Source organism: Rhizobium sp. CB2179 (assembly GCF_057653455.1).
Genome location: NZ_CM172781.1, coordinates 3,820,730 through 3,836,146, shown reverse-complemented (window position 1 = coordinate 3,836,146; position 15,417 = coordinate 3,820,730). Strand labels below are relative to the sequence as shown.

Genomic DNA, 15,417 nt, shown 5'->3' with positions numbered 1-15,417 from the left:
GCCCTAACCCTCGGCCTTAAATTCCGGCGGGCCGCCTCAGATCCAGCGTCAGCGGGAATTCAAGCGAACCCGTCTCGGCGTGCGGGATATAACCGCCCGCCGTATGTCCCCACGGCTCGAAGCGGGCGAGCCGCCTTGCTTCCGCTTCGTTGCCGTTGACCGGGAAGGTGTCATAGGTCCGGCCGCCCGGATGGGCAACATGATAGATGCAGCCGCCGATCGAACGCTTCGACCATGTATCATAAATGTCAAACGTCAAAGGCGTGTTGATCGGCAGGACAGGATGCAGACCGGAGGATGGCTGCCACGCCTTGTAACGGACGCCGGCGACCGACACGCCAGCGGTGCCGGTCGGCGTCAGCGGCAGGGTGCGGCCATTGCAGGTGACGGTATAACGCGCGGTATTGCTGGTTTCGAGCCGCACCTGAAGGCGTTCGACGGAGCTGTCGACGTATCGGACGGTGCCGCCCGGCGCGCCTTCCTCGCCCATGACATGCCAAGGCTCCAGCGCCTGGCGCAGTTCGAGCTTCGAGCCCTCGTATTCGACTTCGCCGCAGAAGGGGAAGCGGAATTCGAGCTGGGCCTTGAACCATTCCGGGCTGACGTCGAAGCCGTTTTGGCGAAGGTCGGCGAGCACGTCGAGGAAATCGGTCCAGACGAAATGCGGCAGCATGAAACGGTCGTGCAGGGTCGTGCCCCAGCGGACGAAGTTGCCGTCGACCGGGCTGACCCAAAAACGAGCGATCAGCGCGCGCACCAGCAATTGCTGGGCAAGCGACATGCGCGCATTCGGCGGCATCTCGAAGCCGCGGAACTCGATGAGGCCGAGCCGTCCGGTCGGGCCGTCGGGCGAGAACAGCTTATCGATGCAGATCTCGGCACGGTGGGTATTGCCGGTGACGTCGGTCAAAAGGTTACGGAACAGGCGGTCAACGAGCCAGGGCAGCGGTTGCTGGCCGCTGCCGGGGGCAGCGATCTGCGCCATGGCGATCTCCAGCTCATAGAGGCTGTCGTGACGAGCCTCGTCGATGCGCGGCGCCTGGCTGGTCGGGCCGATGAACATGCCGGAGAAGAGGTAGGAGAGAGAGGGATGACGCTGCCAGTGGAGGACGACGCTCTTCAACAGATCGGGACGGCGCAGGAAGGGGCTGTTGTTCGGATTGGCCGCGCCTACGACGACATGGTTGCCGCCGCCGGTGCCGGTGTGGCGACCGTCGATCATGAACTTGTCGGCGCCGAGCCGGGTGGCGCGCGCTTCCTCGTAGATCGCGGTCGTAATGTCGACGCAGTCCTTCCAGTTCGAGGCCGGATGAATGTTGACCTCAATGACGCCGGGATCCGGGGCGACGCGGATGACGTTGATGCGCTCGTCCTGCGGCGGCGGATAACCTTCGATATGGACGGGAAGCTTGAGTTCGGCTGCGGCGTTTTCGGCTGCGGCGATCAGCTCGAGATAATCCTCGATGCGCTCGACCGGCGGCATGAAGATGCAGAGCCTGCCGTCGCGCGGCTCGACCGACATGGCGGTGCGCACGGCACCGCGGAGTTCGCCGAGCGTCTGTTCGACACGGCCGCGATTGCTCTCATCGGCATGGAAAGAGGCTTCCGGCATGGCGCGGCCGGCCGGTACAAAGACATCAGGCAGCGGTTCGCGCGGGATCGTCGGATCGGCGGGGTGGATATAGGGGTAACGCGCCGGGGCAACATAGGGCAACGTGCCGAGCGGCAGGCGGTAACCGATCGGACTGTCGCCCGGGACGAGGAAGATCTTGCCGCGGCGGGTGCGCCATTTCTCGCTGACCCAGACTCGGCTTTCCGCTGCCTTGGCGTTCCATGCCTGGACCGGAAGAATGTAGCCGGTCGCGACGGTCAGGCCGCGGGCGAAGACGCGGGCGATGCGGTTGCGTTCCTCAGGATCCTTCAGCTTCGAATTCGCCGGATCGACATTTTCGGGAAGGTTGCCTTCCTTGATGATCCAGTCGGCCGGATCTTCATAAGCCGGCTGCACCATGTCAGGCTTGATCGCCAGCTCCTTGGCGATCGCCGTCAGGAGCTTTTCGGCATCCTCGGCGGTAACGCCGGTATCCTTGCCTTCGGCGGCGACCAGATCGAGGTTCTGCCAGACCGGCTTGCCGTCGCGGCGCCAGTAGAGCGAGAAGGTCCAGCGCGGCAGGCTTTCGCCCGGATACCATTTGCCCTGGCCGTAATGCAGGAAACCACCGGGGGCGAAGCGTTCTTGCAGCTTGCGGATCAGGACGTCGGCCTTTTCGCGCTTGGTCGGGCCGACGGCGGCGGTGTTCCACTCCTCGGACTGGAAATCGTCGATCGAAACGAAGGTCGGTTCGCCGCCCATCGTCAGATGCACGTCCTCGGCTTCGAGGACACGATCGACCTTCTCGCCGAGTTCGTTGAGTTCGTCCCAGCTCTCATCGGAGAAGGGCTTGGTGATGCGCGGGTGCTCGGCGACGCGCGATACCTTCATGTCGAAGGCGAATTCGGTTTCGGCCTCGCCGAAATAACCGCCGGAAATCGGAGCGGCATTTCGGAAATGCGGTGTGGCGGCAAGCGGGATGTGGCTTTCCCCGGTCAGCAGGCCGGAGGTCGGATCGAGACCGACCCAGCCGGCACCAGGCAGATAGACCTCAGCCCAGGCATGCAGGTCGGTGAAATCGACTTCGGTGCCGGAGGGGCCGTCAAGCGCCTTCAGGTCCGGCGTCAGCTGGATGAGGTAGCCGGAGACGAAGCGGGCGGCGAGGCCGAGATGGCGAAGGATCTGGACGAGCAGCCAGCTGGTGTCGCGGCAGGAACCCTTGGCGCTTTCCAGCGTCTCCTCCGGCGTCTGCACGCCGGTTTCCATGCGGATGACATAGCCGATCTGCCGCTGCAGGCGGGCATTCAGGCCGACGACCATGTCCACCGTCGGCTGGTCGGGCGACCAGTCGAGCGTCGGCAGCAGCGCCTTGAGGCGCGGACCGGCCGGCTCCGGCGTCATGTAGATCGACAGATCCTCCTGGATCGTTTCGGGGTATCCGAACGGCCACTTGGTTGCCTCTTCCTCGACGAAGAAGTCGAACGGATTGTAGACCGTCATGTCGGCGACGAGATCGACCTCGATCTTGAACTCGGTCACCGGATCCGGAAAGACGTAGCGGGCAAGGTAGTTGCCGTAGGGGTCCTGCTGCAGATTGACGAAATGGTTGGAAGGCGTGACCTTCAGCGAGTGGCTGAGCACCCGTGTCTTCGAATGCGAGGCAGGTTTCAGTCTGATGATCTGTGGGCCGAGGCGAACCGGCTTGTCATAGATGTAATGCGTCAGATGATAGATGCTGGCTTTGATCGACATATTTCTCTTTTTATCCGGCTCGCATCGTCGTGCGGCTTGCTGTTCCCGAGATCAGTGTGTGCAATGCAGCGAAAGAAAGCAAGGCGGAAAGGTCTACAGCGCCGCGCGTCGTTTTAGACGCGCAAAGGACGCAGTCGCATTTTGAATTGCCAAAGGCTTTTACGCTGCCTTGGCAAAGGTAACCGCCGCCTTCAGGCCCTTACCGCCTGTGCCCGGCTCCAGCGTCAGCGCGGCATTGAAAAGATTGGCGATTTCTTCGACGATCGGCAGGCCGAGGCCAGCACCGGGCGCACCGGACTCATTGCCGCGCGAAAAACGCCGGCGCACTGCTTCCAGCTTCTCGCGCGGAATACCGGGGCCATTGTCCTCGACTTCGAGGCGGACCGTCTCTGACGCGGCGATGATGCGGACGGTGACCTCAGCTCCCTTACCGGCATAGGCGATGGCATTGCCGGCAAGATTGCGCAGCATTTCGCCGATCAGCAGCGGCTCGGCGCGGACCATCGCCGGGCTCTCGCCCTCGAAGCCGAGATCGATGCCGGCAACAGCGGCCGTCGGGATCTGTTCGCCGGTGATCTCCTGGGCAATGGCGGCGAGATCGATGGCGGAGGCGGTGAGCGCCTCCTTGGCGGTGGCGGCGTCAATCTTGGCCATCAGGAGAAGCTGGGCGATGATGCGTTCGGCATGTGCCACCGCCTGGTCGCCCTTCAGTGCCGCCGCTTGGGCCTCGTCGAGCGAGCCGGCACGGGCGGAAAGGGCGAGCTGAGTGCGGATGATCGCCAGCGGGGTGCGCAGCTGATGGCTGGCATTGCCGGTGAAATGGCGGAGCGCATCGAGCGCCGATTGCAGGCGGACCATGAAGGAGTTCACCGTATCGACGAGCGGTTCGACCTCGCTCGGCACGGTCTGCTCAATCGGATGCAGGTCATCGGGGCTGCGTTCGCCGATGGCGTCGCCGAGCTTGTAGAGCGGGCGCAGAGCCACCGTGACCGAGATCCAGACGATGACGGCAGCGCCCGCGATCATGAAGGCGAGACGGAGTGCGGAGCGGACGAGGATCGCCTGCGCCAGCTGCCGGCGAGCGATGGTGGTTTCGGCGACCGTCACCACGAAGGGCACAGAGCGGATGCCTGTCGAGGCGGAGCGTTCGAGTGTGGCGATGCGGATCGGCTCGCCGCGGAAGCTATCGTCGGCGAAGGCGGCGGCATCGCCCGGCGTCTTCTTGAGGACCGGCAGGGACTGGTAGCCGGTGATGAATTGGCCCGGCGGGCCGTCGACGCGGTAGAAGACGCGATCCTGCGCGGCCGAGGTCAGCATCTCCAGTGCGACATAGGGGATATCGACCTGCAGCGTGCCGTCCTCGGCGACGACGACGCGCTCGGCGATCGCCAGCGCGGAACCGGCGAGCACGCGGTCGGAGACGATATTGGAGGTCTGGACCGCCTCGCGATAGGTATCGGCGAGGGCCAGCGTACCGATGACGGCGGTGGAGACGAGCAGCCAGAAGAGCAGCCGGCGCCGGAGGGAATAGGCGGCTTTCATGAGGCCTCGGGCAGCTTGTCGAGATAATAGCCGATGCCGCGCGCGGTCTTGACGGTCAGGCCGTGCGGCGACAGGCGCTTACGCAGGCGGCTGACATATTGCTCGATGGCGTTTGCGGAAATGTCGTCGTCGAAGGCGGTCAGCGATTGAATGATCGCTTCCTTGGCGACGACCTTGCCGGCCCGCATGAAGAGGATTTCGAGCAGACCGAGCTCGCGAGCAGGAATATCGAGCGGAGTGGCGCCTGCTGAAAAGGTGCGGGAATTGAGATCGAAGGAGATGCCGCCGAAGCTGACCGTCGCCGAGCGCAGCCCGGCCTGGCGGCGCAGCAGCACGCGCACGCGCGCCTCGAATTCGGCAATGTCGAAGGGCTTGATCAGATAATCGTCGGCGCCGAGATCGAGCCCCTTCACCCGCTCTTCCGGCGTGCCGCGCGCGGTCAGGATGAGGACGGCCGCCTGATTCTGCCGGGCGCGCATGGCGCGCAGCACGTCGAGACCGTCCATCTCTGGCAGGTTGAGGTCGAGGATCACCAGATCGAAATTTTCCGCTGCGATGACCGCATTGGCAGACGCCCCGTCATGGACGACATCGACGGCATGGCCCGTGCCGCGCAAGATCGCCGACAGGCCGTCTGCCAGCGCGATATTGTCTTCGGTGAGCAGGATGCGCACGGATGTTTCCCCTGTTTTTCAAGGGAGATTACAGAGATGAAGCAGGGATGTCACAGCGATTTTCAAGCTTACAGCGCCGCGCGTCCTTCAGACGCGCAAAGGACGCTGTAATACTTTGAATCTACGCATCGTGCTTTCCGAAAATCGATTCCGATTTTCGGGCCGATGCGCCAGTGAACGGCCGGGAAAAGCTCGACCTCAGCTCCCGGTCCTTTCGACCCGCTCGCGCTGCATCATTGCGGCGGTGAGCAGCTTCCGGAAGCGGAGATCGTCGCGGATGTTGTCGAGGTCGGAATCATTGTCGAACCATTTGATATGGTAGACGGAACTGTTCGGCAGCAGCTTCTCCAGCAGATCGATCGCCTGGTCGACGTCGCCGAGGACGGAGTAGACGCAGGCGAGATTATACTGCGCGACGATGTCGTCGGGATCGATGGCGATCGCGCGGGCGGCCCAGTCGCGTGCCCTTGCAGCGTCGCCGAGATGGGCAAGCGCCAGCGCGCCGCGATGGGCGGGGCCTGAATTTTCCGGGTTGACGTTCAAGGCCCGTTCGGCGCGCAGCAGGCCGAGGCGCGCCCAGTTTTCCGTATCCAGCACCCGGCCGAGCGAGCGGTAGGCCGACATCAGATGGATCGGCGAGACGTAGTCATCAGGGCGGATTGCGGCGGCGCGGGTGAAATATTGCACGGATTCGGCGAAGTTGCCGTGCATGAAGAAGAACCGGGCATAGTGGAAATTCGCCTCGAAGAGGTTCGGGTCGAGCGCCAGGGCACGTTCGAAGGCTGCCGCCGCCCTGTCGTCATAGCCGCTCTGATGCAATGCGAGACCATGGGAGGCGTGGGCTTCGGGAAGGTCAGGATCAAGCGCCAGGGCGCGGGCGCTCATCTCGAGGATGCGTCTCAGCGGCACGTCATCAGGCGCCCAGTCACGGATCGCCGCGTCGCAATCGGCGATGCCGGCATAGGCGCGGGCATAATCCGGATCGAGCTCCACCGCCTTGCAGAACATGCGCCTTGCGAGCTGTAGATAGGATTTGGTCCAGGTGTGGGAGAGCTGGCGGCCCCTGAGATAATAGGTATAGGCCTCGACATTGGCGGTCGGCTCAGTCGCGATCGCCTTCTTCTCTTCCGGCAGCAGGCGCACCTTCAACTGGCCGACGATCGCATGGGTGATCTCGTCCTGGATGGCGAAGATGTCGGTCATGTCGCGGTCGTAACGCTCGGCCCAGAGATGGTCGCCATTGGCAGTGTCGATCAGTTGGCCGGAAATGCGCACGCGATTGCCGACGATGCGCACACTTCCCTCGAGCACGTAGCGTACGCCAAGCTCCTGGGCGAGCCGCTTCACCTTTACCGATATGCCCTTGTAGGTGAAGATCGTATTGCGCGGCACGACGTGCAGGCTGGAGATCTTGGAGAGATCGGTGATGATGTCTTCGGTGATGCCGTCAGAGAAGTAATCCTGGTCGGCATCGCCGCTCATATTGGTAAAGGGCAGCACCGCGATGAAGCAGGTGTTGCGGTTCTGCGCCACCAATCTGGCGGAGGAAGGCGGCGCCAAGCTGACGGTATAGACCTGAACGGGCTGTCTGATGTTCTTCAGCATATGTTCGCCGATGAATTCGAAGCCAAGATTGAGGCGCGAGCCGACTTGGTCACGCACCGAGGCCGACACGGCGATGCCGCCCGGCGCTGCGATACGCTCAAGCCTGGCGGCGAGATTGACCCCATCTCCGAATATGTCGCCGTTCTCGACCACGACGTCGCCGAGATTGATGCCGATACGGAATTCGACGCGCTCGTCCTTGGGCACCTTCTCGTTACGGGCGGCCATGCTGCGCTGGATCTCGGCGGCACAGGCCACCGCATTCACCACGCTCTGGAATTCGGCAAGGATGCCATCGCCGGTGAGTTTAACGATCCGGCCCTTGTAGTCTGAAATACGAATGTCGACCAGCTCGCAGCGATGGCGGTTCAGCGCCTGCAACGTGCCGGATTCATCGATGCCCATCAGTCGGCTGTAGCCGACGACGTCTGCAGCGAGAATAGCGCTCAGTCGTCGTTCCATGACCCCTCCCATGGATCTTCCCAGTTTAGTCTAGCTTTTTATAGAGTTTTTGTCGCATAGAGTCGTCCCCCGAAATAAGAAATTCGGGCGGTCTCGACGTTTTAACGCGGCAGCGCGACCATATAACGTCGTCGATCTTCATCAATACTCTAAATGGGTGAAGGATGGAGCCAGTTACTAATCCTTTGTGATGAAAAAGCAATTTGCTTCGGAGAAAAACCCAGTGTTCTGCCTTGGCCGATACTTCCCGTGTCGGCATCATAAAACCGATCGCCGAACGATTTAAGGCTTGAGCCGGACCCAGGGGCATGGCTTGGAAGACGAATCGCCAGGATATCCAACGCGGTATGCAATGTGATTCGCGGTTGCTTCGGCGATTGTCGTGAGGCCAGCGAAAGGTATTGTGGTGACGTGTCATGGCTGACGGAGATTTTGGATGACGGATTTGGCCCGGAATTTTCTGGAGTTTCACGACATTCCGGAGGCCGGGGCTGCGGTCGATCATCGGTCGCGCCGGTGAGCTTGCCAAAGCCTGGGATGAGCGCACGATGCCGCAGAGCCTTGCGGGCAAACGCGTCGCGCTGATTGTCGATGACGGCGGCTGGCGCAATACCACCGCCTTCGATCTCGGCATCCAGGCGATGGGCGGTATTTGCGTGCATGTGCCGATCGGCTTCAATGCCAGGGAGGAAACCGGCGATCTCTCGGGTTATCTCGGCAACTGGTTCGACATGCTGGTGATCCGCACGAAGGAGTTTGCGACATTGAAGGCGGTGGCGGCAGCCTCGCCGGTCCCTGTCATCAACGCGCGCACAGGCTCCAACCATCCCTGCGAGACGCTCGGCGACCTTGCCTATATCAACAGCCGGCGCGGCTCGATCGATGGGTTGAAGGTCGTTGGCGTGGCGGCGGACGCAAATATCCTCCGCTCCTGGGCCGAAGCGTCGATCGCATTGCCGATCGAGGTGGTGCAGGTCTATCCCGAACGCTGGCACATTCGTGACGCCGCGCTGCTCAACGGGCGCTTCCGTGTGAGCAACGATATGGGCGAACTATCGGATGCCGACGTCGTCATCACCGATTCATGGCCGGGAGATGCAGCCTCGGACGCGCTCGCCAGCTACCGGATCGGGGCCGATGTGCTCGATCGTTTGCGGGAGGATGCGATCTTTCTGCCGTGCCCGCCGGTTCGGCGCGGCCAGGAGGTGACGGCGGAGGCGATGGCGCATCCGCTCTGCCAAAGCCGCGTCGCCAAGGCCTTTCTGTTGCATGCGCAAAATGCGCTGATGGAGTGGGTCGCGACCTAGAGCGATTCAGCTTTTAACGGAAGCGCAGAACCGCTCTATCCTTTTGTCTTTACGCAATTCCCGGCAAAAGTGCTTCGCGCTTTGCCTGGGAAAACCGCTACACACTTTTCCTGCCTCGTTGAGCGATGGCGTTGGATATGATTTTGCCATCTTGGCTCTTGCGTGCTGTGTTGAGAACATCCATCGGATGCGATGGCCCTTTCGGTGCGGCGTCGCAGCCAGGTCCGGACCTCGGTTTCAAGGCTGTCGCGACTGGCGATGCGGCGGTCAAGACATTGGCGGCACAGGACGCCGATCTCGATCTCGACCATATTGAGCCAATTGGCGTGCTTGGGCGTGTAGTGGAACTCCAGACGTCGCAAAATCCGGCGCTCCTCGGCGGCTGGGAAGGTCTGATAGACGGCGGAGGTCGTGTGGGTTGATAGGTTATCCATCATGACACGAACCTTGTCGGCGCCGGGATAGTCGACGTCGACAAGGCGCGCATGCAGATGGCCAAGTCCTCATTGGCGCGGCGGCACCGCCGTCTTCTGGAGCCCATCGGCAACATTCCACCAGCCGAAGCTGAAGAACGATACTACGTCATGCTGGACGCGCCAGCCATGGCCGCATAACTTAAACCAAACGGTCTCCGGCAAACCCGGGCGGTTCCCCTTGAACGAGAGAACACACAATGCTTGGTTTCCTACGACGCAAAGCAGAGCCGGACCCATCACCCAAAATTCTGCGGGTTCCGTCGAAAAAGTTCAACGCCGCTGTGGGTGCTGCTATGGCGGCCATTCATGAGTTAGAGGAGATCACGACACGCGCAAAGTCTCGGATGAGCGATCAAAAGAGACCAATCGGGCAAGGAGACCTTGAGGAAGTCCTACGAATGCTGTCCGATGCAAAGCGGCGAATTGATAGTGAAATGGAAGATGAAATAGCAAAATCTGACGATCAAGGTGACACTGAATGGAACAAGGACGGATATGATCTACTTGTGGCTCCAACTTTTCGAATGGCCAACTCACCCCAGGAAATAATTGATCTTACGTTGAGAGCTTCAGACGGTGGCGCTAAGAGTGCCCGATTGGTGTATCAACTGGTAATTGCAGAGATGGATGTTGCTGTTGCGCGTTATTATGTGACGCTAAACACAGGCATCAAAACTGAATAGGAGCAAACCAGCTCAAATGTGGTTTGGATGCATAGGGGACACCTAGGTCGCGAAGTTGGGTCGCCTAGTAGTAAAGTGCTCCCCGACCCCAAATGCCACTCAGCCCGCCCGCGTTCGCCCAGAGAATGGCTTCCTCCGTCGGCCCAATCCCGCTCCTTGAGCTCCCGGATGGCGATGGACGCCTTGTCGGCCAATGCAGTGAGTTTGTCGATCAGGGTATCTGCTCGATCGTTTGTCGGAGGGTGCGATCTCCCTGCCGTGCCCGCCGGTTCGGCGCGGCGAGGAGGTAACGGCGGGGGCGATGGAACATCCGCTCTGCCGAAGCCGTATCGCCAAGGCTTTTCTGCTGCATGCGCAGAATGCGCTGATGGAGTGGGTCGCTGCCTAGTCCGGCGCCCTTGCTCCTCTGGACGCGCTCAGGCATTGTTGCGGCATGAGGAGAGTTTTCATCTTGCTGCTGGCGTTCTGGCCGGGCTTCGCGGTCGCCGATCAGGCCTTCTATCCGGCGAAGTCGGGCAATGCCGATGCGCCGGTGCTGACGGTTTATTCCTCGCTCGACGAGCCTCTGGCGCAGCCAATGATCCGGGGTTTCCTGGAGGCCAATCCCGATGTCGCGGTCAAATACGAGGACATGCTGACCGGCGACATCTACGACCGGATCGTCAGGGAGACGGATGCCGGCAAGAAGACGGCGGATTTCGCCTTTTCCTCGGCGATGGACCTGCAGGTAAAGCTTTCCAACGACGGATATGCCCAGGTCAGCAACCTGCCGATGAGCGGTGCATGGCCGAAATGGGCGAACTGGCGCAACACCGCCTATGCGCTCACCTTCGAGCCGGCGGTGTTCGTCTATCACAAGCCGAGCTTTGCGCATGAGCCGGTGCCGAGCTCGCGGGCTGAATTCGTCGATTATCTGAAACGCAAGGGCAACGACGTCTATGGGCGGATCGGCACCTACGATATCGAGCGCTCGGGCGTCGGCTTTCTTTTCATGGCGCGCGACCAGGAGCAGTTCGGCGACATCTGGTCGGTGATCGGGGCGATGGGGGCTGCCGGCGTCAAGCTTTATTCGACGAGTTCGGCGATCCTCGAACGCGTTGCCGACGGGCGCTTCGTGCTCGGCTACAATATTCTCGGCTCCTATGCGGCCGACTGGGCGTCGCGCTATCCCGATGTCGGCATCGTGCTGCCGAAGGATTATACCGTGGTGATGTCGCGGATCGGGCTGGTGCCGCAGGCCGCCGCCGATCCGGAACTCGGTCGGCGTTACCTTACCTTCTTCATGTCGAGGGAAGGGCAGACGATCCTGGCGCGCGAGCTGCAGATCCCGGCGGTCAGCCCCGAGGTGGCAGGCGAGAATACCGCCAATACGCTGCAGGAACTGCTCGGCGCCCAACTGCGGCCGGTGCCGGTCAGCCCCGGATTGATGGTCTATCTCGACCAGGTGAAGCGGGCGCGGCTGATCGCGCATTGGAACGAGGTTCTGCGGATGCAGTGAAGGCGCTTTCGGTGGGCTTTGCCCTCCTTATAGAGCTTTGGATCGCTCCGCCTGTAGCTCTCGCCAGATGAGGCTCGCGGCCATACTTCGCGGCGACTAGAAGTACTGGCCATGCGGCAGCGAAGAACCGGGATTTAGACCGGCAACTGCCAATTACGGCAAAAAAGTGTCGTGTCCTTCTGGATATCTCACCGATGTCAGCTAAATGACAGGTTGTTGTGGTCGCTTTGGCTACTTCTTCTCCGTGGAGGCGGAGAGCTGAAGCCTTGGGAGGTATTCCGCTCGTCATTCAGGACGCTTGCGTCCGCTGGCAGCCATTCCTCCTGATTCCCTTGAGAATAACAGGCGGTCTGCTCAGCCGCCGACGGAGGACACATCGTGAAGCATACGTTCATTGCAACCCTTCTTGCAGCGACTATCGCGCTGCCGGCCTATGCGGCCGATTACACCATCATCGCGCCGGCCGCTCCCGGCGGCGGCTGGGACCAGACGGCCCGTTCGCTGCAGACCGCGCTGCAGCAGGAGAAGATCTCCGGCAACGTGCAGGTCCAGAACGTTCCGGGCGCCGGCGGCACCATCGGCCTTGCGCAGTTCAGCAGCCAGGCTGCCGGCAACCCGAATTCGCTGATTGTCGGCGGCTATGTCATGGTCGGCGCGATCCTCACTAACAAGTCGCCGGTGACGCTCAAGGATGTCACGCCGATCGCTCGTCTGACCGGCGAGTATGAGGCCGTCGTCGTTCCTGCCGCGTCCGAGATCAAAACCATGGCCGACCTGGTCGCGGCGCTGAAGAAGGATCCGGGTGCGGTTTCCTGGGGCGGCGGCTCTGCCGGCGGCACCGACCACATCGCCGTCGGCCTGATCGCCAAGGCTTCCGGCGTCGACCCGACCAAGATCAACTATGTCGCCTTTTCCGGCGGCGGTGAAGCGCTCGCCGCCATTCTCGGCGGCCAGGTCACGGCTGGCGTCTCGAGCTATAGCGAATTCGAATCGCAGGTGAAGTCGGGCACGCTCCGTCTTCTCGCCGTATCCAGCGACAAGCGTATCGACGGCGTCGATGCGCCGACGCTGAAGGAAGCCGGCACCGACGTCACCATTCAGAACTGGCGCATGGTTGCCGCTGCTCCCGGCCTGTCGGCAGAGCAGGTGGCAAGCGTCACCGCCGATTTCGAGAAACTGCACAGCTCCGCCACCTGGCAGGAAACCCTGAAGACCAAGGGCTGGGCCGACACCTATCTGTCCGGCGACGCCTTCAAGGCGCAGCTCGAAAAGGATGTCTCGGCCACTGAAGGCATTCTCAAAGATATCGGACTTGTTCAATGAGCGAGGATAGCCCCTCCTCGGCAACCGAACGCCGCCCTGATTGGGCGGCGTTCATCATTGCCGTTTTCCTCTTCGTCGTCGCCGGCGTGATGGCCTGGGATGCCTTGCATCTGAAAACGATTGCGCAGTACGACCGCATCGGTCCGGCGACTGTGCCTCAAGTGGTGGCACTCGGCCTCTTCTGTCTCGGGATCTGGACCGCCTTCGAAGCCTGGCGCGGCGATTTTCCCGAACGCGACCGGCAGGAAGTCGCACCCGTCATCTGGATCGTCGCCGGTCTTGCCGGCCAGATGCTGCTTTTGCGCGTCGCCGGCTTCTCGATCGCGACCGGCATCCTCTTCGCGCTGACAGCACGCGGCTTCGGCAAGCGTAAGCTCTGGATCTCGCTGCCGCTTGGCATCGTCCTCAGCTTTGTCGTCTGGGCGATCTTCTCGCAGCTGCTGCAACTGACGCTGCCGGCCGGCCCGCTAGAACATCTGTTCTTCTGACCGCGCGGACGCGCTGTCAGCTCTTTTGATTTTGCGCGGCGCCTGACCCCGAAATCGGATGGTCGGGAAGGCCGCTTGGGACACCAAGATGAGCACATTCGAATTCCTATGGCAGGGTATCCTGGTTGCGATGCAGCCGATGAACCTGGTTTATGCGCTGGTCGGCGTGACGCTGGGCACCGCCGTCGGCGTGCTTCCCGGCATCGGCCCGGCACTCACCGTGGCGCTGCTGTTGCCCGTCACCTACAAACTCGATCCCGGCGGCTCGCTGATCATGTTCGCCGGCATTTATTACGGCGGCATGTATGGCGGTTCGACGACCTCGATCCTGCTCAACACGCCGGGTGAAAGCGCCTCGATCGTCACCGCGCTCGAGGGCAACAAGATGGCGCGCGCCGGGCGCGGCGGACCGGCGCTGGCGACGGCGGCGATCGGCTCCTTCGTCGCCGGCCTGATCGCGACGCTCGGGCTTGCCTTCATCGCGCCTTACATCGTCAAGCTGGCGCTGGTCTTCGGGCCGCGCGAATATTTCGCGCTGATGGTGCTTGCCTTCGTTACCGTCTCCTCGGCTTTCGGCGATTCGGCGCTCAGGGGCCTGACCTCGCTGTTTATCGGCTTTGCGCTCGCCATGGTCGGCATCGACCAGCAGACGGGGCAGGCCAGGCTTTCCTTCGGCATTCCCGACCTGCTCGATGGTGTCGAGGTGACGACGCTTGCCGTGGCGATGTTTGCGATCGGCGAGACGCTTTATATCGCCGCGCAGGGCAACCGGATCGCGGAGAAGGTCGAGGCGGTCAAGGGTTCGCTCTGGATGACCGCTGAGGACTGGTCGCGCTCGTGGAAGCCGTGGCTGCGCGGCACGCTGATCGGTTTCCCGATCGGCGCGATGCCGGCGGGCGGCGCCGAAATCGGCACTTTCCTCTCCTATGCGACCGAAAAGCGGCTGGCGAAAAACCCGGAAGAGTTCGGCCATGGCGCGATCGAAGGGGTGGCCGGTCCCGAGGCAGCAAACAACGCATCGGCCGCCGGCACCCTGGTGCCGCTTCTGACGCTCGGCCTGCCGACGACGGCGACAGCGGCGATCATGCTTGCCGGCTTCCAGCAGTACGGCTTGCAGCCGGGGCCGCTGCTGTTTGCCACCAATCCGCAGCTTGTCTGGGGACTGATCGCCAGCCTGCTCATCGCCAATGCGATGCTTTTGGTGCTGAACCTGCCGATGATCGGGCTCTGGGTAAAGCTGCTGACAATCCCGAAGCCATGGCTCTATGCCGGTATCCTGCTGTTTGCGACGCTTGGGACAATCGGCGCCAATCCATCCGTGTTCGAGCTCGGCATGCTGCTCACTTTTGGCCTGCTCGGCTATGTGATGCGGCTCTTCGGCTATCCGATCGCGCCTACCGTCGTCGGCCTGATCCTCGGCCCGCTTGCCGAACAGCAGCTGCGCCGAGCGCTGGCGATCAGCCAGGGCGACGTCACGACGCTTGTGATGTCGCCGATCGCGGCAGGCTTGCTCATCGTTGCAGCCGCCGCCTTCCTCATCCCGCTGATCCTGCGGCTGCGCGGCAAAGGTCAGGTGCTGTCGCAACTTGCGGCAAACGAAGACTAAAATAAGAAGACGATCCACCCCTCCCTCGAGGCCGGCCATGGAGACATGTGCCGGCCTGCTGTTTATGCATGGCTGAGGTGATTTTCTGAGCATTGTGGAGGTCTATGCGTGACGCCATCTATGGACAGTCAATCATAGAGCAAGAGGAAAAGGACAATGTCCGCACTTCGCAATTCAATCCGTACTGGCTTCTTTGGCCGCGCGTTCGCCGTCCTTGGGGCTGCAAACGCTGTCAGCGCCGCTGTCGAAGCAGGCCGTCGCCCGCGCGCCAATGATCTCACGAAGCTCGGCATCGACCCGGCCTCCTTCGGTCAGGTCTCCCGCTAACACCTTCAAGCCATGCATGAATGAATTAGCCCGCAACCGGATGGTCGCGGGCTTTATCTTTATCCCTACGGATGCAGCAGCGC

Annotated in this window: 10 protein-coding genes and 3 pseudogenes; 8 read left to right on the top strand and 5 right to left on the bottom strand. The window is 62.0% G+C overall.

All coding sequences use genetic code 11. The annotated features are described in order from the left end of the window. Positions 1 to 16: 16 nt before the first annotated feature. The 4 genes from AC244Q_RS19015 to AC244Q_RS19000 all read right to left on the bottom strand — a co-directional run bounded on the left by AC244Q_RS19015 (position 17) and on the right by AC244Q_RS19000 (position 7,626). Positions 17 to 3,343 (bottom strand): transglutaminase family protein, encoded by a 3,327-nt coding sequence (locus AC244Q_RS19015; RefSeq protein WP_113546994.1) that lies wholly within the window; start codon positions 3,341 to 3,343, stop codon positions 17 to 19. A gap of 159 nt (positions 3,344 to 3,502) precedes the next feature. Next, entirely contained in the window at positions 3,503 to 4,885 is a 1,383-nt protein-coding gene (locus tag AC244Q_RS19010) for a sensor histidine kinase (RefSeq protein WP_012758975.1), read from the bottom strand. Further along, a complete protein-coding gene (locus AC244Q_RS19005; protein WP_012758974.1) occupies positions 4,882 to 5,559 on the bottom strand; it encodes a response regulator in 678 nt (225 codons plus the stop codon). The genes AC244Q_RS19010 and AC244Q_RS19005 overlap by 4 nt, the downstream gene beginning before the upstream one ends. Before the next feature lie 198 nt (positions 5,560 to 5,757). Next, the gene (locus AC244Q_RS19000; protein ID WP_113547278.1) at positions 5,758 to 7,626 is read right to left on the bottom strand and encodes an adenylate/guanylate cyclase domain-containing protein; all 1,869 of its coding nucleotides are present in this window, start codon (positions 7,624 to 7,626) and stop codon (positions 5,758 to 5,760) included. Between the two features lie 436 nt (positions 7,627 to 8,062). Here AC244Q_RS19000 and AC244Q_RS18995 point away from each other — a divergent pair. Continuing rightward, positions 8,063 to 8,933: pseudogene (locus AC244Q_RS18995) on the top strand (ornithine carbamoyltransferase). A gap of 123 nt (positions 8,934 to 9,056) precedes the next feature. Here the strand turns inward: AC244Q_RS18995 and AC244Q_RS18990 are convergent. Beyond that, positions 9,057 to 9,450 (bottom strand): annotated as a pseudogene (locus tag AC244Q_RS18990) (transposase); the annotation flags it as partial. Positions 9,451 to 9,606: 156 nt separating this feature from the next. On the opposite strand from AC244Q_RS18990, the gene AC244Q_RS18985 reads away from it, so the two are divergent. The 7 genes and pseudogenes from AC244Q_RS18985 (at position 9,607) to AC244Q_RS18955 (ending at position 15,334) form a co-directional block, all read left to right on the top strand. Continuing rightward, complete coding sequence (locus AC244Q_RS18985) at positions 9,607 to 10,092, top strand: hypothetical protein (RefSeq protein WP_020487030.1); 486 nt, start codon at positions 9,607 to 9,609, stop codon at positions 10,090 to 10,092. 220 nt (positions 10,093 to 10,312) lie between these two features. Further along, a pseudogene (locus AC244Q_RS18980) lies at positions 10,313 to 10,480 on the top strand (ornithine carbamoyltransferase); the annotation flags it as partial. 63 nt (positions 10,481 to 10,543) lie between these two features. After that, entirely contained in the window at positions 10,544 to 11,590 is a 1,047-nt protein-coding gene (locus AC244Q_RS18975; protein WP_128405925.1) for an ABC transporter substrate-binding protein, read from the top strand. A gap of 378 nt (positions 11,591 to 11,968) precedes the next feature. Continuing rightward, positions 11,969 to 12,913 (top strand): Bug family tripartite tricarboxylate transporter substrate binding protein, encoded by a 945-nt coding sequence (locus tag AC244Q_RS18970; RefSeq protein WP_012758969.1) that lies wholly within the window; start codon positions 11,969 to 11,971, stop codon positions 12,911 to 12,913. Then, positions 12,910 to 13,401 carry a tripartite tricarboxylate transporter TctB family protein gene (locus AC244Q_RS18965; protein WP_017995177.1) on the top strand — a complete coding sequence of 164 codons (492 nt, stop codon included), beginning with the start codon at positions 12,910 to 12,912 and terminating at the stop codon, positions 13,399 to 13,401. Before AC244Q_RS18970 ends, AC244Q_RS18965 begins: the two co-directional genes overlap by 4 nt. A gap of 88 nt (positions 13,402 to 13,489) precedes the next feature. Further along, positions 13,490 to 15,007 (top strand): tripartite tricarboxylate transporter permease, encoded by a 1,518-nt coding sequence (locus AC244Q_RS18960; RefSeq protein ID WP_128405926.1) that lies wholly within the window; start codon positions 13,490 to 13,492, stop codon positions 15,005 to 15,007. A 156-nt stretch (positions 15,008 to 15,163) separates the two neighbouring features. After that, positions 15,164 to 15,334: a hypothetical protein gene (locus AC244Q_RS18955; RefSeq protein WP_012758966.1), complete on the top strand. Its 171-nt coding sequence runs from the start codon at positions 15,164 to 15,166 to the stop codon at positions 15,332 to 15,334. The last annotated feature ends 83 nt before the right edge of the window (positions 15,335 to 15,417 follow it).

Bases quoted from the DNA above. Each gene is read 5' to 3' on its own strand.
- AC244Q_RS19015 (WP_113546994.1), bottom strand. From the start codon at position 3,343: ATGTCGATCAAAGCCAGCATCTATCATCTGACGCATTACATCTATGAC.
- AC244Q_RS19010 (WP_012758975.1), bottom strand. From the start codon at position 4,885: ATGAAAGCCGCCTATTCCCTCCGGCGCCGGCTGCTCTTCTGGCTGCTC.
- AC244Q_RS19000 (WP_113547278.1), bottom strand. From the start codon at position 7,626: ATGGAACGACGACTGAGCGCTATTCTCGCTGCAGACGTCGTCGGCTAC.
- AC244Q_RS18985 (WP_020487030.1), top strand. From the start codon at position 9,607: ATGCTTGGTTTCCTACGACGCAAAGCAGAGCCGGACCCATCACCCAAA.
- AC244Q_RS18965 (WP_017995177.1), top strand. From the start codon at position 12,910: ATGAGCGAGGATAGCCCCTCCTCGGCAACCGAACGCCGCCCTGATTGG.
- AC244Q_RS18960 (WP_128405926.1), top strand. From the start codon at position 13,490: ATGAGCACATTCGAATTCCTATGGCAGGGTATCCTGGTTGCGATGCAG.
- AC244Q_RS18955 (WP_012758966.1), top strand. From the start codon at position 15,164: ATGTCCGCACTTCGCAATTCAATCCGTACTGGCTTCTTTGGCCGCGCG.